The following is a 16,967-nucleotide window of genomic DNA, read 5'->3' on the forward strand; positions in this document are numbered from 1 at the left end:
TATTGTGCGCCGATAGTAAGATTTTATCCCGCGTTTCGGTTGCGTTCGTCGCGCCGGAACATCCAGTAAATTGCGGGCATCATCACGTTGTTGTACGTGAACTTCAAGATCGCCGCCTTGAGGCCGGGCCGAAGCCGTCCTTCGTCCGCTTCGAGAAGCACAAAGTCAAAGTTTCTTCGGCGGAACGTCTTATTGAAAGCCTCGCACTCAGCAGGACTGCGCCCGCTCCGGTCGACGAGCATTCTCGCAACGTCGATGTCGGCCGGATGCTCTTTTACGAGTGTGGAGATGGTAGCGTCGTTCGTGCGTAAAAACGCAATGAGCTGTTTATCGATGAAATCATTGTCGCCATAGCAGTAGCCGTCGACGAGATGTCCGTTCTGCGTGGTTTCGCAGCGACGAGCTTTCTCCAACAATCGCGGTAGCCACACCAGTCCGGCCACTGAATTGAGACCAGAACATGGAATCCAGCCCATACTCACCTCTTGACGCCGCGGGCCGATCCTCTTAATCTTCTCGGCCTTTGATGTCGGCGCTCGTGCGCCACGCGGTTTCGATCAGGCTGTCGAGCATTTGCGCTCCTGAGGCGAGCCGCTGGCGCGTGAACTCCAGTCCTTGCCTGTGCGCGGCCGAGGTGCTGTCGTCCAACGCGAACGCGCCCTTCTTCTTCAGTTCGTAGAACGGCACGACTTGCGAGTCGGTCGCCTTGAGGTAGGTCTGGATCTCCTGGAGCGGGGTGGCCGAGAAGGTCACGGCCGGTGCGACCAGGGGCGTTACCTGGCCGGCGTCCATGAACTTGTCCACGAAGTCCGATTCGAATTGCGCATGGGTGGTATTGTCTTGTGAGTAGTTGTTCGGATTTGGGTACTTGCCCCAGCCGTTGTAGTGCACGCTGACGTGCAGCGGCTGGCTGCCGTCGCCTACGAAATGGGAGAACAGGCCGATGTCGTGCAAGATGAGCGACTCGCGCAGTGCGAGTGTTTTGCGAGCCTTCGCGAGTTGGTCGCCGCTCAATCCTGTTTGTGCGGCCTGCGCTCGCCGCCACAATGCAAAGTCGAGCCGAACTTGCTCGTAGCCCTCTACGATCGCGTATGGAAGGAAGCCGATGTCGTACGGGTCGACCGGCGGCGTTGCGCGCATGAGCGCGAGCATGAATTTCTCGCGCGTCGGCGGCAGGGCGTCGATCGAAACCGCGCCGCCGATCGAGAGATCGTCTGTGATGTCGATGTAATGATCCGTGGTCCACTCCCGCGTCCAGGCATCCGTGTCGCGGCCGCCCAGTTTCAGGCGATCCTCCTCGCTTTGGAGGTAAATGATCTCGTCCTTGGCGGCGTCGCTGCGCGCGAAGGCCGGTAAGTCGGCGGGCAAATGCGCAACCGCAGCGCGCCCGATGATCTCATGACCGTGAAGGCCCCACGCTAAAGCTGCGTTGGGCAACAAAAGTGCGGCCGCCACGGCCGCTAGCATGATGCGTTGCATTGGGCTCCTCCCGGAGCTAAAGCTCCGGCACTACACACGGACCTAAAGGTCCGTGGCTACATCAAGGTCGCTTGTAGGTCACTTTGTAGATCGCGCCGCTGAGGTCATCCGAGATGTACAGCGAACCGTCCTGCCCGACCGCCACGCCTGCGGGCCGGCCGCTGACGCTTTGATCGGCGCTGAGCCAGCCGGTGACAAAATCTTCAGCGTGGTCGGGCTTCCCGCCCTTGAAGAATATGACCACGACCTTGTAGCCCGTCTTCGTCGAGCGGTTCCACGAGCCGTGCATGGCGACGAACAGCGCGCCGCGATAGGCTTGCGGGAATTGCTTGCCGTTGTAAAAGGCGATCTGCAGCGGCGCCGAGTGGGCCTGATATAAGAAGCCAGACTTGACGGTGCCGGCGCATTTCGAGGGGTCATTGTACTCAGGGTTTGGCACGCGAACGCCAGTGCCGGGGTAGCAGTACGGCCATCCGTAGTTGCCGCCATCCTTGATCTCGACTAGCTCTTCGGGCGGCAACTCGTCGCCGATCATGTCGCGTTCGTTGATGACCGCCCATAATCTGCCGTTTGCGTCAAAGGCGAGACCGGACGCGTTGCGCAGCCCGCTCGCGTAGATGCGACCGTTGTGGCCGTTGGCGTCGTAGCGGAGCACGGTGGCGAAGCGCGGGTCGGGCTCCGCGCAGACGTTGCAGTTCGAACCGCTGCTGACGAAAATACTTCCGTCTTTGGCGAGCGCCAGCGCGCGATGATTGTGATCTCCGCCCTGCGGCATGTTCGAGAACAGCGCTGTCGGTTGCCCGCCCGGGTATGTGAGGCGAGTGACGCCGGTCCAGCCCGCGATGTAGAGGTCGTTGCCGCGAAAAGCGAGTCCGTGCGCGAGGGGGATACCTTGCGCGACGACGCGCGGCTGGGTTTCGGGCGTTGCGTTGGCCGGCAGAGACACGACCTGGCCGCGATTCAGCTCGGACACGACGATGTCGCCGTTCGGAGCCACGGCGAGGAAGCGCGCGTCGGGGATCCTGGCGTTGACGAGCGTGATCGAGAAACCCGGCGGCACGTGGAGGTTGCCGTCCGATGCGCGAGCGGAGCAGGCGGGTAATGAAAGTACCATCAAGGCCGCGAATATCAAAGCCAGACTAAAGTCTGGCATACCACATTTAGATTTAACCATAGGTGATGCGGTAGACGTACCCGAGCTTGTCGTCGCTGATATACAGCGAGCCGTCGGCTCCGACAGCAAGCCCGACGGGTCTTCCCAAATACGACCCGCTTTGCAGCCAGCCGGTCACGAAATCCATAATGCTGCTGGGCTGTCCGCTGGTGAACGTGATGAATACGACTTTATCGCCGGTCGGAACCGAGCGATCCCACGAGCCGTGAAACGCGACGAACGCGCCGCCCTTGTACGACGACGGGAACATGGAGCCGTTATAAAAGACGATGCCGAGCGGTGCGGAGTGCGCCTGCATCGGGAACGTGTCCGCCTGTTGACCGGCGCAGCTTTGCGTGCCGGTGCCGTAGTCGGGATTAGCCTGCCGGGCGCCGGTGCTATCCGGGAAGCAACTCGGCCAGCCATAATTGCCGCCGTTGACGACCTTGTCGAATTCTTCGGTCGGCAAGTTCTCGTGATTGGGCGGCAGATCGTCGCGCTGGTTAACCACCATCCACAATTGGCCGCTGCCATCGAAAGCCAAACCGCTGCCGTTGCGCACACCCGAAGCATAGATTTGAGGATTCGTGCCGTCAGCGTTCATGTGCATCACGGTGGCGAGCAGATTTGAACCCTCGCTGCAGAGGTTGCAGTCGGATCCCGATGACTCGAATACGGTGCCGTCGGGCGCGATCGCGAGCGAGCGGTTGTTATGATCCCCATTTTCCGCTAAGCCGCTGTAAAGCGTTTGGACTAGCGTGCCGGTCGGGTAGCTCCGGATCACGCTGAGCCCCGTCCATGTCGCGATGTAGAGATCATTCCCGTGGAAAGCAAGGCCGTGTGGGCGCGGCAAGCCACTTGCGATGACTTGCGGTGCGGCGTTGACCGCGGTGCTCGGCTTGATGGCCACGACGGTGCCGTTGTCGGTTTGCGACACGATGAGATCGCCGTTTGGCGCGTACGCGAGAAAGCGCGCGCCTGGAACGTTCGTGTTGACCATGGTGACGTGAAAGCCCGCCGGGACGCTCAAGGTCATGGGTGGGGTGGGACCGGGAGTCGGCGTCGGCCCCGAAGGTCCAGGGCTGGGCAAGGGGCTGATGGCGCCCGTTGCGCCGCTGCCGCTGCACGCCGCGAGCGAGCCGGCCATCCCGAGCATGGCTGCGGCCGCGAGGGAGAACCCAAGGAGTAGGGTCCGATCGCGATGCGTGCGATTCATGGCGACGTTTCTCCGGTGCCCCGATTTCCGGGGCTAAAGCCCCGGCACTACACCCCCGGGGCTAAAGCCCCGGCACTACATATTCAATACCCTTATTTCGGATGTTTCGGCGTTAAAATACGAGGAACCCGCGCCCTAAGGCCCGGGTTCCGCCCCCATTTGTCGTCAGCGTGCGCTATATCGTTCGAGCGCTACGCGTACTATTCTCTTCCAACCGATTCGTCGCGATCGTGCACGTTGCGGATGGGATTGTTTGGGCAATACCCACACGCATGCGCTGCAAGGTTGCGAAAAACGGCGGTCGTGACTTCCCGGCGAGCGGTTAGTCGGAATCGCGTGTAAGCGTCCTCGAAGGCGGTGTGATCGGTCACACGTTCAAAGAGGTCGCCGGTGAAGTGGAGGCAGCAGGCGCCGCACATGCTATCCGTCTTGAATAGCGGGCAGCGCTGAGTCAGCTTGCCGTGGTCCCCGAAGCGATGCCACGCCTCAGGACTAGGTTCGCTAGGACCTGTGATCAGGGAATCGAGCAAACTGTCGATTGCGTCGGGCATACAGGTATGACGAGCGTAGGAGTGTTTTTGTGTCGCTCGGCAAAGCCCTCAGGGTGGACGAGGCGACCTTCGTCGTAGGCCAGCTTGCGGGACCCGGGACCTACCGTTGCGACACGTGCGGCAAGGAGACGGTCGAGTACGCCCTTTCCTTTGTCATCGAGCCGTGTTCGTGCGGCGGGACCGTCTTCCGCAGGGTCGATTGAGCGGTTTCGGGCTCCTTAGAGTGGATTCACGTATGCATTTCCGCGATGCGGGTCATGGGAGGACCCTCCTCCTGCTCCACGCGCTGCCGCTGGACGGGCGGATGTGGGACCACCAACGAGTCGTGCTGCAAGGCGATCTTCGCGTGATCGTGCCCGACTTTCCGGGTTTCGGCTTATCGCCTGCCCCGGACGGGTCTCCCAGCCTCGACGACTGGGCCGGCGAGCTTTTGGCGGCGCTGCGCGGGACCGGCGTGGAGGAGGCAGTGATTGCGGGAGGCTCGATGGGCGGCTACGTCGCTTTGGCGATGCTGCGGGCTGCTCCGCAGTTCGTGCGAGGGCTCGCGCTGGTGAATAGCCGCGCAGCCGCCGACAGCGACGAGCAGCGCGCGGCTCGGCTCGCCGCGATCGAGAGGATCAAGGCCGAGGGTTTTACTTTCGTGATCGAGGGCGCGCCGGCATCGGCCCTCTCGAAGACCTCGCTCGCCGGACGGCCTGCCGCCGTGGCCCGGGTGCGAGCGATGGCCGCAGCCGCGACGCCGGCTGGGATCATCGCGGCTCAACGTGCGATTGGGGCGCGCCCGGACTCGCGAGTTTTGCTCGGCCAGGCAACGGTTCCGATCGCGATCATCCACGGGGAAGATGATCCGGTGGTGCCGATCGCCGAGGCGCGCGAGCTTGCGGCCTCGCTGTCGCATGCGACGTTCACGCCGATTCCGGAGGCCGGGCACTTGCCGAGCGTCGAGCAACCCGAGGCGGTGACGGCGGCGTTGCGCGAGTTGTTGCGGCGCGCGGGATGATTTCCGGGGCTAAAGCCCGGCACTACTTGCGTGCACGGACCTAAAGGTCCGTGGGTACGATTATGCCGTGATTTTTTTCCCGGATTTGAATTCCCACGGCAAGGCTTGCTCGTTGGCGTAGCGACGCCAGCCTGTCGGCTTTATGCCGCCGAACTTCGCCAGCACGTGCACACCGACGACGGCTTTGCCTTCGCCAAAGCCAGGCAAGGCGCGCAACCGTGCGTATAGATCATCCGCCGTCTTGGCGCGCTTCCACACGTTCGCGCCGCGATTGCCGTAATCTTCAGCGATGATCTTGCACAGCTGGCGCACGCGCTTGGCCATCATCCCGGGAAAGCGATGCAGCGCCGGCGGTGTCCGGAAGATCTTGTCGAGCTTGGCCGGCGGCGTGGCAGCGATTTTGCGCGCGTCGATGTGGCCCAGCCGTTCGCGCAGCACGAACGGCGAACTGAAGGCTTTTTCGGTGCGCACCTGCTGGTCGAGGCACATGCCGATCAGCAGTGCGGTGCCGTCGCGCGCGAGCAGCGCGTTCGCCGCGGCGTCAGGGGTGAAGGGAAACGAGGACTTTGCCATGAGGCGGCGCACTTTGTCCCCGTTGTCATCTTTGCCTCCGAGCTTCGCTCGGAGCGCTACACCCGAGCTTCGCTCGGGTCGCTACATGATGGAGCGTTAATGCGTCTATTCTCTTTGGCCCTCGTCGCGCTCGCGACGCTCGTCATCTCGGCGATGCCGGTGCGGGCGGCTGCGGCCGGCGGCGATTTCAAACAACTCGTCAGTCAATACCTGGATGAGTCTGAGGCACAAGATCCGCTGTTCGCGAGCGGCATCGGGATCCACACCTACGACGACAAGTTGCCCGATCTGTCGCCGACCGGACACGCCGCATCGCTGCGCTGGGAGCAGGGCTGGCGCGCGCGCTTCGCGGCGCTTGACGCAGCGCAGCTCAGCACCGACGACCAGGCAGACCTTCGACGTTTGAAAGATCAGATCGACGCGGATCTCTTCGAAGACGCCGCGCTTCGCCCGTTCGCGAACGATCCGGGGATTTTCGTGGGCACGATCGGCGACGGCGCCTACTCGTTGACCGGCCGGCCCTTTGCTCCCCTCGAGACGCGACTGCGCCATCTCGCGTCGCGCATCAAGCTCGTTCCCGACATCGTGCGCGCCGCCGAAGCCAACTTGAACCACCCGCCGCGGGTCTTCACCGAGCTCGCGATCGATCAAAACCTGGGCAACATCGACATGTACGAGCACGACCTCGTCGCATTGGCGAAGCAGGCCTCGCCGGAGACGCGCAAGCGCATGCTCGCGGCGCTGCCGGCGGCGATCGCAAGTCTCCACGACCTTCAAGCGTTCTTGAGCGGTCCGCTGCTCGCGCAATCCACCGGCAACCCGCGCGTCGGCGCGGCGGTGTTCGATCGCGAACTGCAGCTCGTCGTCGGAACCGATACGCCGCGACCCGTGCTCGTCGCGCGGGCGCGCGCGGCCTTCGCCGCCACGCGCGCGGAGATGTTGCACCTGGCGCTGCCGCTGGACCAGAAATTCTTCGCCGATCGCCGGCACCTCGAAAGCGGCGATGCGTACACCAACGCGGTCGTCGGCGAAGTGCTCGATCGGCTCGCCGACAACCACCCGAGCGCGAACGCCGTGTTCGCGACCGCCAAGGCCGATGTGGCCAAGCTCGAGGCGTTTCTGCGCAGCCATCCGGTCGTGCCGCTGCCAAAACCCGACACGCTCTCGGTCGTTCCCACGCCGGCGTTCATGGCGGGCGTGGCCGGCGCGAGCATGTCGCCGCCAGGACCGTTCACGCCCCTCGCGGGCTCGTATTACTACATCGATCGCATTCCGGCGACGTGGTCGGCGGATCGCGTGCGCTCGTACTTGCGCGAGAACAATGATTACGAGATGCAGATCCTCTCGCTGCACGAGGCCGTGCCGGGCCACTACGTCCAGTTCCGTTACGGCGCCAACGTACCGTCGCTGGTCCGACGGGTATGGACCAGCGGATCGTACGACGAGGGCTGGGCCATCTACACCGAAGGCATGATGCTGGACTCAGGCTTTGGCGCGGGGGACGTCGGCCTTCGCCTCTTCCAATTGAAGTGGCGGCTGCGGGAATATGCCAACGTGATCATCGACGCCGAATACCACGCCGGTTCGCTGACCAAAGCGCAGTGCATGAACCTGTTGATGAACGGAGCGTTTCAGGAGCGCGCGCAGGCCGAGACGAAGTGGCATCGTTTGGAGTTGTCGCACGACCAGCTCACGACGTATTTCGCGGGCTATTACGACATCATGCAGGCCTGGCAGGCGCGGCACGGCCGCTATGGCGTGGCCGAATTCAATCGCAAGCTTTTGGAGATGGGATCGGTGGAGCCGCGCTTCATCGATGGGTTGCTCGACCGGCAGCGCTAGCACGGAGCTAAAGCTCCGTGGCTACAAGCGCGCGATCGTGCCAGGCGCAATCGAGCAGGTGATCGTTCACCATGCCTACGCCTTGCATGAACGCGTAGCAGATCGTGGGGCCCACGAAGCGAAAGCCGCGCTTGCGCAGGTCCTTGCTCAACGCCTCCGCGCGTTTCGTGGATGCGGGCACTTCGGAGATGCGGCGCCGCTTGCCGTCGATCGGGGCTCCGTCGACGAAACTCCAGACATATGCGTCGAAGCTGCCAAACTCGCGCTGCGCTGCCAGAAACGCTCGGGCGTTGGCTACCGTCGATTCGATCTTCAAGCGGTTGCGCACGATGCTGGCGTCGCCCATCAGCTTCTTGATCCGCGCCGGCGTGAAGCGCGCCACGCGCGCGGGATCGAATCCGGCGAAGGCCTTTTGATAGCGCGCGCGTTTGCGCAGGATCGTCTCCCAGCTCAGTCCTGCTTGCGCGCCCTCCAACGTGAGAAACTCGAAGAGGATGCGATCGTCATGCGCCGGCACACCCCACTCTTCGTCATGGTAGCGCATCATGGGCTCGCTTCTCGCCCAGGGGCAGCGTTTGAGGGTCATGAATGAGCGTTCACCGCCCTTTCGAGCGGCTCCCGGCAAAGAACTAAAGGTCCGAGCCGCTAAGTGTAGGGTCCGACACCGGGGCTAAAGCCCCGGCACTACACCCGAACTTCGTTCGAGTCGCTACATCTTGGAGGCTTTTTCGATGCTCGTAGGACTTCTCGCCGCCGGCACGCTCATGGTGGCCGACGCCACCGCGCCGCCCGGCATCACGCCTTTGCGCGAGGTGGTGTATAAGGTCAAAACGTCGCTTCAGGTCAGCGGCAACTCGCAATCATACGAGGGTATGGGCAGCACCAACCAGTTCGTCACCGACGATGGCACGGTGCGGATCGACATCATGGCCGTCCAGAGCAACGTGCTCGGCATCGACGTCACGGAAATCATGAACAAGAAGGGCACGCCTTCGAAGTATCAGGGCAACGTGACCCCGGACGGCACGGTGAACTTCGGGCCATCGACCATCAGCGACGCCACGCGCGAGCTGCTCCAATTTTTCGGCACGCAATTCTTGGCGACGGATAGCGTCAACGTCGGTTCGAAGTGGCAGACGTCGCTCACGCGCGGAGCCGCGAAAGTCGATACCGATTTCGCGGTCACGAAGATCGATGGGCTGCTGCTCACAATCAACGAGGATCAGCGCATCAGTGTCAAGACGACCGGCGCCAACGGCACGACCAGAGGCACGATCGTCTTCAAGCCGAGCCTGCTCGTGCCGGTCAGCGGCGACCTCAGCAAGGTCTTCACGCAGTCCACGCCCGAGGGTTTCGTCAAGCAGACGCTGTCGCTGCATTTCGAGCGCGTTTCTGATTCGCGCGACAAATGAATGACCGCTGTCGGCCTTGACGCGCTGCTCGAGTTCGCCGTTGAGATAGCGCGCAGCGCCGGCGAGCGCACGTTGCCGTACTTCCGCAACCAGACCAAGATCGAACGCAAGGCTGACGGCAGCTTCGTCACGCCGGCCGACCTCGAAACCGAGGAGTATCTGCGGCAACGCATCGCCGAGCGCTTTCCGGACGACGCTATCGTGGGCGAAGAGTTCGGCGAGCGCACGGGCGCCTCCGAGCGCACCTGGATCATCGATCCGATCGATGGCACGTTTTCGTTCGTGCACGGGGTGCCCATATACGGCGTGCTCGTGGGCCTGGAGACGGGCGGCGACGCGGTGTTGGGCGTCGCCTCGTTTCCGGCGCTCGGCGACACCGTGTGCGCGGCGCGCGGCCAGGGCTGTTTCCTCAATGGCGCGGCGGCGCGCGTTTCGACAATCTCGACGCTGGCCGATGCGCTGGTGCTCTTCAATTACCCGGCCACTAGTGCGGGGCAAAGCGACGAGAGCGCGTTTGCCGCGGCGGAGAAAGTGCGGCGACGGGTCGGCGCGCAACGCGGATGGGGCGATTGTTACGGGCACACCCTGGTGGCCACCGGGCGTGCCGAGATCATGCTCGATCCCAAGGTCAATGTCTGGGATCTGGCCGCGCTGTTGCCCATCATCGAAGAGGCGGGCGGCACGCTCACCGATTTCGCCGGCCGGCGCACGATTCGCGGCAACAACGCGGTCACGACGAACCGCGTGCTCCTGCCCGAAGTCTTGAAAATTCTTGCCGAGCCGTAGTCTTCGATGAGCAAGCGAGTCGCTGCGAATCTTTACTTCGTCTTGCTCTGTTGGATCTGGGGCTCTACGTGGCTGGCCATCAAGTGGGGCTTGGTGGGCGTGCCGCCGGCGACAGGCGTGGCCTTGCGTTTCGTCATCTCGGGCGTCCTCCTCATGGCGATCGCGCTGCTGTTCCGTACGGCGTGGCCTCGCGGGCCTGAGTTCCGGGGGCAGGTGCTGCTCCAGGGCGCCACGATCGCGGCGAACTATTTCCTCATCTACTGGGCGGAGCAGACCGTGCCAAGCGGACTCACCGCGGTGTTGTTCGCCGTGACCCCGATCCTTATCAGCGTCATCGCGGCGTTCGTGTTCCGCATCGAGCGCTTCAACGCGTACAAGGTCGTGGGATTGCTCGTAGGCTTTGGCGGCGTCGCCGTGATCTACTGGGCTGAGGTCGTTCGCGCGGCTCACGCGCCCTGGCAAGGCGTCGCGGCGGTGCTGCTCTCTGCATTGATCGCCGCCTTCAGCCTGGTTGCGATCAAACATTGGGGCGCCGATTTTTCGCCCTTGGCGATCGCGGCGCCGAGCCAATTGCTTGCGGGCCTGTTGCTGACACTGCTCGCTTTGATGCTCGACCTTCATACGCCGGTGCACTTCAGCGTGCAGGCCGTCGCCGCGCTGGCGTATTTGACGATCTTTGGTTCGGCGATCGCGTTTCTTGCTTACTATTGGCTCTTGCGCGTCATCCCCGCCACTAGGGTCTCGCTCTTTTTGTACGTGACGCCGGTCGTCGCGGTCGTATTGGGGACCTTGCTTGGGCACGAGCAGCTCGCCGTGCAGACTGGGATCGGAGCGGTGCTCGTTTTTGCGAGCATCGCGTTGATGCGAATAGAGCCGAAGCGTTAGGCTAGGGCTTTGGCGAGCTCCGTCAACGAGCGGTCGTAGCGATACCAAATCGCCATGTGCGTGTCGTCGAATTCTTCATAGGTGTATTTGACGCCGAGCTCGTCCAGTCGCGAGCAAAAGATGCGTGCGCCGATATCGAGAGAGAATTCGTCGCGCGAGCCCGCGTCGATGAAGATCTTCTTCAGCGATTTCAACGCCTGCGCGTGGCCGCGGGCCATGAACACCGGATCTTCTGCTTCCCAGCGCTTCCAGACGTCGGCTCGGACTTCTCCGGTCTTGAGATTCACCGGTAGGTCGATGCCGAGCGGCTCCTTCGGGTTGGGTGAATAGCACGCCGCCATCGCCAAGATGTTGAGGACGCCCATGGCTTCGTCCGTCTTTTTCGGCATGGCTTCGAAATTGTGGAAGAATTTTTCGACGCCGCCCGCCTTTTCGATGCCGCGCACGAATTTCGGGAAGTCGGCTTTGTAGCAATATTCGAAATAGGCATCGCCGGCATGCGAGCCGAGCGCGCCGAAGACGTCCGGATGGCGCATGGCGAGCCGGAACGCCCCGTAACCGCCGCTAGACTTGCCCGTGACGCCGCGATGGTCGCGGCCCGCGAGCGTGCGTAGCTGCGCATCCACGAACGGCACGATCTCGTCGATCAGATAGTCCTCGTAGCGGCCGGTCGCGGACGAGTTGCAGTACTGGCTGCCGCCGAAGCGCGTGAAGCAATCAGGCAGCACGCAGATGGCGGGCGGCATCGCGCCCGATCCGATGAGGCGGTCTAGCCGCAGGTCGATGCTCTCGGCAAAACCGTCCGCGTTGAACATCATCCGGCCGTTGCCGGTGAAACCCGCAAGAAAGTAGATGACCGGATAGCGTTCCTTGCCCGCTTCGTATCCGGCCGGCAGATAGCACCAGACATCGCGCTCGTGCGGATCCCCAAGCGCGTTGCCCCGCAACACGGTCGAGGAATGTCGCAGCGCCTTTGCGATTCCGCGTTCATACGTCTTCATGCTTTCGGCTTGGTGATTTTCTCGGGATAGTCCTCGCCCGTGCGCACGCGGGCGGAGGAACCCCGCGCGGGCGGCGGTAATCCGGCGGAGATGATAAACCGCGACCGCATGACGCAGTTCGTCCGAGACCTGATCTGCATCGACAGCCTCTCTAAGGAAGAGCGATCCGTCGCCGAGCGGCTTGCGCAGGCGTTGCGCGACATCGGAGCCGAGGTGCGCATCGACGACGCCGGCAGTGCGGTCGGCGGTGCGACCGGCAATGTCCTCGGGAGGCTTGCCGGCACGAAGCCCGACGTGGCGCCGCTGCTGCTCAATGCGCATATGGACACCGTCGGACCGGGGAAAAGCGTGAAGCCCTCGATTTCGGACGGGCGCATGCGCGCAGACGGCACGACAGTCTTGGGAAGCGACGACAAGAGCGGCATCGCGGTGATCGTCGAGGCGCTACGCGCGCTGGTCGACAGTCGCGCGCCGCGCGGAGACATCGAGATCGCGTTCACGATTTGCGAAGAGATCGGTTTGCTGGGCGCCAAGCACTTGGAGTGGGATGGTTTTCGCGCGCGCGAGGCGCTCGTGCTCGACGCGCCATTCTCCACGCAGCTCGTCACGCGAGCACCGTCGGCCGATCGCTTCGAATTCGTTGTGCACGGGTTGGAGGCGCACGCGGGCATGGCGCCGGAGCAGGGCATCTCCGCCGTGCGGGTCGCGGCCGAGGCGATCGCGGCGGCGCCGCTTGGGCGCGTGGATGCGCAGACGACCAGCAATCTGGTGATCCTCGAGGGCGGCACGGCGACCAACGTCATCCCGAACCGCTGCGTCGTGCGCGGCGAGGCGCGCTCGCACGATCGCAATCGTCTGGATGAGGTGACTGCGGCGATCCGACGCTGCTTTCAAGACGCCGCCGCGCGTGCAACGGCCGAAGTGGGTGGGAAATTGGTGCGCGCGTGGCTCGAAGAAACCAGCGAGCGGGAATATGAGAGCATGCACGTGCCCGACGACGCGCCGATCGTGCGTCTCATGCGCCGTTCGGCGAGCGATCTCGGCAAGCCGATGGAGACGGTGTCGATCCTCGGCGGCTCGGACGCGAACGTCTTCAACCAACGCGGCATCACGGCCGTGATACTGGGCACCGGCATGCGCGACGTCCATACCGTGAGCGAGTGGCTTGATCTGGAAGACTTCTATTCTAGCGCGGAGGTCGTGTTGCGAGCGCTGACGCTCGCTGCCGCTTAAGCTGTGGCGATGCGCTACAACCCGTACGCGGGATCGGACACGCCGGCAATCTGGGCGCTCTTGAGCCTCATGCTAGCGTTCTTCGTGATCGGTTTCTTCGGGCTGATGCAGGATCTGGTCGATTGGCTCGGTTGGCCGACGGTACCGGATTGGTTCTTGCACTTCCGCTTCTGGCAGATGCTGACGTTTCCGCTCGTGCATGGCAACATCTTGGGCTTGCTGTTCGATGCGCTCGCCATCTACTTCTTCGGCAGCCCGCTCGAACGCGCATGGGGAACGCCGCGTTTCGTGGCGTTCTTCTTCTTGAGCGGCATCGCGGCGGGCATGACCGTCATCGGTTTGAACGCGCTTTCCCCGGCGTTGCCCGGCGGTTTCTTCGCCGGCGCCGTCACCCACTTCGTCTCTTTGGGCATCGCGTTCGGCGCGCTCAATCCGTCAGCGCGCATCTACATCTACTTCGTGATCCCGATCGAGGCGCGCTGGCTCGGCATCATCAGCGCCGCGTTGGAGTTCTTCCTCAACTACGCGGCGTACGGCAACAAGTTGAGCGCGCTGATCGCAATCGTCGTGACCGCCGTCTTCTCCTATGCGTTCGCAGCAGGGCGCTTTGACTTTCGCCCGCGCGGCGGCGGGGGCGGACGCGGTCCGAGCATCAAGGAGCGCTTCGACCACTGGCGGATGCGCCAACGCATGCGCGGGTGGCAAAAGAAAGTCTCGCGCATCGATAAGCCCGACGACTTGTTCAAGTCGTAGTCGGGGACCAGACGCGTTGGAGGACCGTTAAGTTTGCGGAGTTCACCAGTTACCTAGCGCGAGCGCCGGTGGTAGAGTGAGGGCGCAGGCTCTCGGGAGGGTCAATATGCCCATATCTGCCATCATCGCAAGTCGGTTCTGCCACGTACGCCTATACGCCGCGCAATATCCTTGCAAGCGGCGATGGACTGAGCTATGCCTCGGATGGCTGGAACAGGCGCACCGTCACTTCGGGCATCAGCGGTTCGAAGACGCGCTATTCATTCTACGACCCGACTATGAATCTAATCGCCGAGTCGGCGCTCACGACCTCTGGGAAGCCGGCAATCGCGTTCGACTACCTTTGGTTTGGCGGGCGTTCTGTCGCGCAACTTGATAGCGGTGGCGCACACTATGCGTTCGGCGACCACCTTGGAACGCCGCTGGCTCAAATGGGCTCAAGCGGTACGATTTCCTACCAGGCAGAATACGAACCCCATGGGAAAATCTTTGCGTTGCGCTCAGGCGATGTGCACCAGCCGCTGCGCCTGCCCGGGCAGGTGGCCGAGCAATTCGACACGGGAGCTAACGGCGCGACGGAGCGAAGCTACAATGTGTTTCGATGGTACCGCCCTGGGTGGGGCAGGTACTGGCAAGCCGATTCGTCTGGGATTGCTGGCGGGCTGAATCTGTTCGGTTACTCGGGTGCCAATCCAATCGCTCTGACCGATCCTCTTGGGCTTCAAGATGTTTACATAGGTGAAAAGCGCGTGGAGAAGGTGCGTTGGGAGTTTCGGCCGTTTCGCAATTGGCCAACGCCAGTGCATGTGTTTCTAATTGTCGATCCGATGAACTGGTTGCGCACACATCCGAGAGATTGGGGGTATCGTTGCCTCTTTTTCATAGCGGGCACAGGCGAACCGCAGAGGCTGTGGGGTGGTTTCCTCAACTACAGTAACAATCCAGAGAAATCGATGATTCCGTTGGTCAGAATAAATCCGCCTGAGAACGAGTCACCAGCGGCGTTCGGTACAGATCTCATAACCAGGGCCGAGCATTATCCGAATGGCTACTTTGCTTACTTCGCCGTTCCGAATCTCTACCTCCCAGGCCTGGGCTACATTGACAAGTGGGGAGCCTACAACACTTACAACAGCGCCGGCTTTGTTGTGGGGCTGCTCACGGCTGCTGGTGTCAGCGACGCACGAGGCCTCGTGAACGGACTACCATATCATCAGTTCGGCGCGGACTACCCCGTCAGTCCGGGGTTTTTCCCCGGAGACGCGGAACCAAGCAAGACTATATCCCGCAGCGGTTGCGATTGCCACTGATGATGAAAGAGCGAGCTAGATCGCCCGGTCAGAAGCGCACAGTCGTCCTCCTAATCGTGGTGACTGTGGCTATCGTTGCGATCATTCTTGGAGCGGTGCTGATTCGCAATGGTTCGCTTTTCGGCATGATCGTAACCTGGAGCAGCGCAGCGAGACGGGAATGTGACGATCCTCGGTTGCCCTCTCGTAGAGTCGGCCAGGAGGGGTTGGAGCGCCGCGAGGCGAGCCAGCTACTTTCCTCGATTGGACATCCTGCGCATCTGACGTGCAACGCCACCTGCGTAGCAACATTGACTAAGCACGCTGGTGAGTACCTTGCCGCGCGAGTGGAAGGCAACACAGCAATCATCACCACCTCTATTGGAAACCCCAGCCTGGTGGATCCAGACAAAACATATCTGCTAGCTTCGTTGTCGCAAGTTTGGAGATTGCAGTATGCCCGCGCCCAAAACAAGCAACCAGACGAAGTTTGCGCACGGATTATCCTCGAAAGTCACGGGAATGAAATCGGCAGCAGATACTGTTGTCTTACCTCATTTTAGACTGGAGCTCGGTCCAGTCGCTCACTATATTCGGAAAAGCGACCTTACGATACTGACCGTTCGTTGGCTGCATTGAAGACGTACGTCGCGGGCGGGCTGGTACTCGCGTGCTTTCTGGCGGAGTCGTGCGCGCGGCATCAGCCGCCGCCACACTCTGACCGGGGCTAAAGCCCCAGCACTACAAATTGCACGGACCTGAAGGTCCGTGGCTACATATTAGTTGCACGGAGCTAAAGGTCCGTGGCTACACATTTTGGGTCGCTACGTTTAGTTTGAGACTTTGCCTTGGCGGACGATCTCTTCGAGTTTGGCTCGGTTGAGCTGCACGACGCGCCCGCGGCGCAGCGCGATTGCGCCCGACTCTTCCAAGTGCGCGAGCGCGCGGCTGCCCATGTCGCGAACTGTGCCGACGCGCGCCGCCAAATCCGATTGCGTGATACGCTCGACGCCTTCGATGCCGCCCGCCAGTCCGGCATCGGGCGAGGCGTAGTCCAGCAGCACGCGCGCGATTCGCGTCAGCACTCGGCCGAACGCCAAGTTTCCTGCGGCCCCCGCCAGCCGGCGTTGGCGCTGCGCGAAAAAGCGCGCCACGCCAAGGGCCACCTCAGGGCTGCGCTGCACCAATTGGCGCATGAACAGCGCGGGGATCTCGATGATGTCGACGTCGCCGCGCGCGATGACGGTCACGTCGGCCGTGCCTTCGTCGAACACCGCGGCTTCATTGAACATGCTGTAAGGCGAGACGTCGTAGAGCACGATCTCGCGGTCCTCATCGGTCGCGCGCGTCACTTCAACCACGCCGCGGCGCACGATGCCCAACTCATTCCAGTCGGTGCCCTCGGCGGCGATCACCATGCGATCGTGGTAGGTGCGCTCCTTCGCGATGCGATCGATTTCGCGCATGATGTCGTTCGGCGCCGTGCGGAAGATTCGGCAGCGCCGCAGAAACGCGACGCGCGGCGGCTCGCCCGAAAGCGTGGGTTCGGGCAGACGCATCAAGCGTATGATCCAGCGACCATCACCGGCGTTGCGCACATCCCACAGCGAGATATCCTCGCGCTCGGCTTCGACCGTGGCGCGCAGCGCTTTCGGTTCGTGATCGTTGATGAATTCGACGACCTGATTCGGCGCGAGCCGGTCGAAGGCGCTCAGCATGCGATCGTGACGTTCCCATGTCGGCTCTTGACGCAAGTCGATGCGCTCGACCGGTTCCGGCGTCGTGCTCATGGAA

18 protein-coding genes are annotated in these 16,967 nt (G+C 62.6%); 10 read left to right on the top strand and 8 right to left on the bottom strand.

The window, feature by feature from the left end; genetic code table 11:
* Nucleotides 1–23: 23 nt before the first annotated feature.
* The 4 genes from VN934_09835 to VN934_09850 all read right to left on the bottom strand — a co-directional run bounded on the left by VN934_09835 (nt 24) and on the right by VN934_09850 (nt 3,848).
* The gene (locus tag VN934_09835) at nt 24–476 is read right to left on the bottom strand and encodes a DUF5069 domain-containing protein (protein HXM19086.1); all 453 of its coding nucleotides are present in this window, start codon (nt 474–476) and stop codon (nt 24–26) included.
* Between the two features lie 31 nt (nt 477–507).
* Nucleotides 508–1,479 carry a hypothetical protein gene (locus VN934_09840; protein ID HXM19087.1) on the bottom strand — a complete coding sequence of 324 codons (972 nt, stop codon included), beginning with the start codon at nt 1,477–1,479 and terminating at the stop codon, nt 508–510.
* A gap of 61 nt (nt 1,480–1,540) precedes the next feature.
* Complete coding sequence (locus tag VN934_09845) at nt 1,541–2,632, bottom strand: PQQ-dependent sugar dehydrogenase (protein HXM19088.1); 1,092 nt, start codon at nt 2,630–2,632, stop codon at nt 1,541–1,543.
* Between the two features lie 13 nt (nt 2,633–2,645).
* Nucleotides 2,646–3,848, bottom strand: coding sequence for a PQQ-dependent sugar dehydrogenase (locus VN934_09850; GenBank protein ID HXM19089.1), 1,203 nt, complete (start codon nt 3,846–3,848; stop codon nt 2,646–2,648).
* Between the two features lie 580 nt (nt 3,849–4,428).
* Here VN934_09850 and VN934_09855 point away from each other — a divergent pair.
* A complete protein-coding gene (locus VN934_09855; protein ID HXM19090.1) occupies nt 4,429–4,602 on the top strand; it encodes a hypothetical protein in 174 nt (57 codons plus the stop codon).
* A 32-nt stretch (nt 4,603–4,634) separates the two neighbouring features.
* Nucleotides 4,635–5,399, top strand: coding sequence for an alpha/beta fold hydrolase (locus VN934_09860; GenBank protein HXM19091.1), 765 nt, complete (start codon nt 4,635–4,637; stop codon nt 5,397–5,399).
* A 60-nt stretch (nt 5,400–5,459) separates the two neighbouring features.
* Here VN934_09860 and VN934_09865 read toward each other — a convergent pair whose 3' ends face one another.
* Nucleotides 5,460–5,972, bottom strand: a complete 513-nt coding sequence (locus tag VN934_09865) for an HhH-GPD-type base excision DNA repair protein (protein HXM19092.1) — start codon at nt 5,970–5,972, stop codon at nt 5,460–5,462.
* 99 nt (nt 5,973–6,071) lie between these two features.
* On the opposite strand from VN934_09865, the gene VN934_09870 reads away from it, so the two are divergent.
* Nucleotides 6,072–7,814, top strand: coding sequence for a DUF885 domain-containing protein (locus VN934_09870; protein ID HXM19093.1), 1,743 nt, complete (start codon nt 6,072–6,074; stop codon nt 7,812–7,814).
* A 7-nt stretch (nt 7,815–7,821) separates the two neighbouring features.
* Here VN934_09870 and VN934_09875 read toward each other — a convergent pair whose 3' ends face one another.
* On the bottom strand, nt 7,822–8,400 hold the full coding sequence (locus tag VN934_09875) for a DNA-3-methyladenine glycosylase I (protein ID HXM19094.1): 579 nt from the start codon (nt 8,398–8,400) through the stop codon (nt 7,822–7,824).
* Nucleotides 8,401–8,545: 145 nt separating this feature from the next.
* On the opposite strand from VN934_09875, the gene VN934_09880 reads away from it, so the two are divergent.
* The 3 genes from VN934_09880 to VN934_09890 are packed head-to-tail and all read left to right on the top strand — an operon-like array spanning nt 8,546 to nt 10,897.
* Nucleotides 8,546–9,226, top strand: a complete 681-nt coding sequence (locus VN934_09880; GenBank protein HXM19095.1) for a hypothetical protein — start codon at nt 8,546–8,548, stop codon at nt 9,224–9,226.
* Entirely contained in the window at nt 9,227–10,012 is a 786-nt protein-coding gene (locus tag VN934_09885; protein ID HXM19096.1) for an inositol monophosphatase family protein, read from the top strand.
* A 6-nt stretch (nt 10,013–10,018) separates the two neighbouring features.
* On the top strand, nt 10,019–10,897 hold the full coding sequence (locus VN934_09890; protein HXM19097.1) for an EamA family transporter: 879 nt from the start codon (nt 10,019–10,021) through the stop codon (nt 10,895–10,897).
* Here VN934_09890 and VN934_09895 read toward each other — a convergent pair.
* Complete coding sequence (locus tag VN934_09895) at nt 10,894–11,898, bottom strand: alpha/beta hydrolase-fold protein (protein HXM19098.1); 1,005 nt, start codon at nt 11,896–11,898, stop codon at nt 10,894–10,896. The two genes, VN934_09890 and VN934_09895, sit on opposite strands and share 4 nt — an antisense overlap.
* 108 nt (nt 11,899–12,006) lie before the next feature.
* Here VN934_09895 and VN934_09900 point away from each other — a divergent pair, with 108 nt between their 5' ends.
* From VN934_09900 to VN934_09915, 4 genes are all read left to right on the top strand, one after another.
* The gene (locus VN934_09900) at nt 12,007–13,131 is read left to right on the top strand and encodes a M20/M25/M40 family metallo-hydrolase (protein ID HXM19099.1); all 1,125 of its coding nucleotides are present in this window, start codon (nt 12,007–12,009) and stop codon (nt 13,129–13,131) included.
* Between the two features lie 9 nt (nt 13,132–13,140).
* Nucleotides 13,141–13,884: a rhomboid family intramembrane serine protease gene (locus tag VN934_09905; protein HXM19100.1), complete on the top strand. Its 744-nt coding sequence runs from the start codon at nt 13,141–13,143 to the stop codon at nt 13,882–13,884.
* Nucleotides 13,885–14,162: 278 nt separating this feature from the next.
* Nucleotides 14,163–15,194: an RHS repeat-associated core domain-containing protein gene (locus VN934_09910; GenBank protein HXM19101.1), complete on the top strand. Its 1,032-nt coding sequence runs from the start codon at nt 14,163–14,165 to the stop codon at nt 15,192–15,194.
* Nucleotides 15,195–15,253: 59 nt separating this feature from the next.
* On the top strand, nt 15,254–15,736 hold the full coding sequence (locus VN934_09915; GenBank protein ID HXM19102.1) for a hypothetical protein: 483 nt from the start codon (nt 15,254–15,256) through the stop codon (nt 15,734–15,736).
* A gap of 267 nt (nt 15,737–16,003) precedes the next feature.
* Here the strand turns inward: VN934_09915 and VN934_09920 are convergent, their stop codons facing one another.
* On the bottom strand, nt 16,004–16,963 hold the full coding sequence (locus VN934_09920) for a cyclic nucleotide-binding domain-containing protein (GenBank protein ID HXM19103.1): 960 nt from the start codon (nt 16,961–16,963) through the stop codon (nt 16,004–16,006).
* Between the last annotated feature and the right edge of the window lie 4 nt (nt 16,964–16,967).

This window comes from Candidatus Tumulicola sp., assembly GCA_035601835.1.
Taxonomy (GTDB): domain Bacteria; phylum Vulcanimicrobiota; class Vulcanimicrobiia; order Eremiobacterales; family Eremiobacteraceae; genus DATNNM01.

Excerpts from the sequence above, each read along its gene's own strand:
- VN934_09835 (HXM19086.1), bottom strand. The coding sequence starts at position 476 with ATGGGCTGGATTCCATGTTCTGGTCTCAATTCAGTGGCCGGACTGGTG.
- VN934_09840 (HXM19087.1), bottom strand. The coding sequence starts at position 1,479 with ATGCAACGCATCATGCTAGCGGCCGTGGCGGCCGCACTTTTGTTGCCC.
- VN934_09845 (HXM19088.1), bottom strand. The coding sequence starts at position 2,632 with ATGCCAGACTTTAGTCTGGCTTTGATATTCGCGGCCTTGATGGTACTT.
- VN934_09850 (HXM19089.1), bottom strand. The coding sequence starts at position 3,848 with ATGAATCGCACGCATCGCGATCGGACCCTACTCCTTGGGTTCTCCCTC.
- VN934_09860 (HXM19091.1), top strand. The coding sequence starts at position 4,635 with ATGCATTTCCGCGATGCGGGTCATGGGAGGACCCTCCTCCTGCTCCAC.
- VN934_09865 (HXM19092.1), bottom strand. The coding sequence starts at position 5,972 with ATGGCAAAGTCCTCGTTTCCCTTCACCCCTGACGCCGCGGCGAACGCG.
- VN934_09870 (HXM19093.1), top strand. The coding sequence starts at position 6,072 with ATGCGTCTATTCTCTTTGGCCCTCGTCGCGCTCGCGACGCTCGTCATC.
- VN934_09875 (HXM19094.1), bottom strand. The coding sequence starts at position 8,400 with ATGACCCTCAAACGCTGCCCCTGGGCGAGAAGCGAGCCCATGATGCGC.
- VN934_09880 (HXM19095.1), top strand. The coding sequence starts at position 8,546 with ATGCTCGTAGGACTTCTCGCCGCCGGCACGCTCATGGTGGCCGACGCC.
- VN934_09885 (HXM19096.1), top strand. The coding sequence starts at position 9,227 with ATGACCGCTGTCGGCCTTGACGCGCTGCTCGAGTTCGCCGTTGAGATA.
- VN934_09890 (HXM19097.1), top strand. The coding sequence starts at position 10,019 with ATGAGCAAGCGAGTCGCTGCGAATCTTTACTTCGTCTTGCTCTGTTGG.
- VN934_09895 (HXM19098.1), bottom strand. The coding sequence starts at position 11,898 with ATGAAGACGTATGAACGCGGAATCGCAAAGGCGCTGCGACATTCCTCG.
- VN934_09900 (HXM19099.1), top strand. The coding sequence starts at position 12,007 with ATGACGCAGTTCGTCCGAGACCTGATCTGCATCGACAGCCTCTCTAAG.
- VN934_09905 (HXM19100.1), top strand. The coding sequence starts at position 13,141 with ATGCGCTACAACCCGTACGCGGGATCGGACACGCCGGCAATCTGGGCG.
- VN934_09910 (HXM19101.1), top strand. The coding sequence starts at position 14,163 with ATGAATCTAATCGCCGAGTCGGCGCTCACGACCTCTGGGAAGCCGGCA.
- VN934_09920 (HXM19103.1), bottom strand. The coding sequence starts at position 16,963 with ATGAGCACGACGCCGGAACCGGTCGAGCGCATCGACTTGCGTCAAGAG.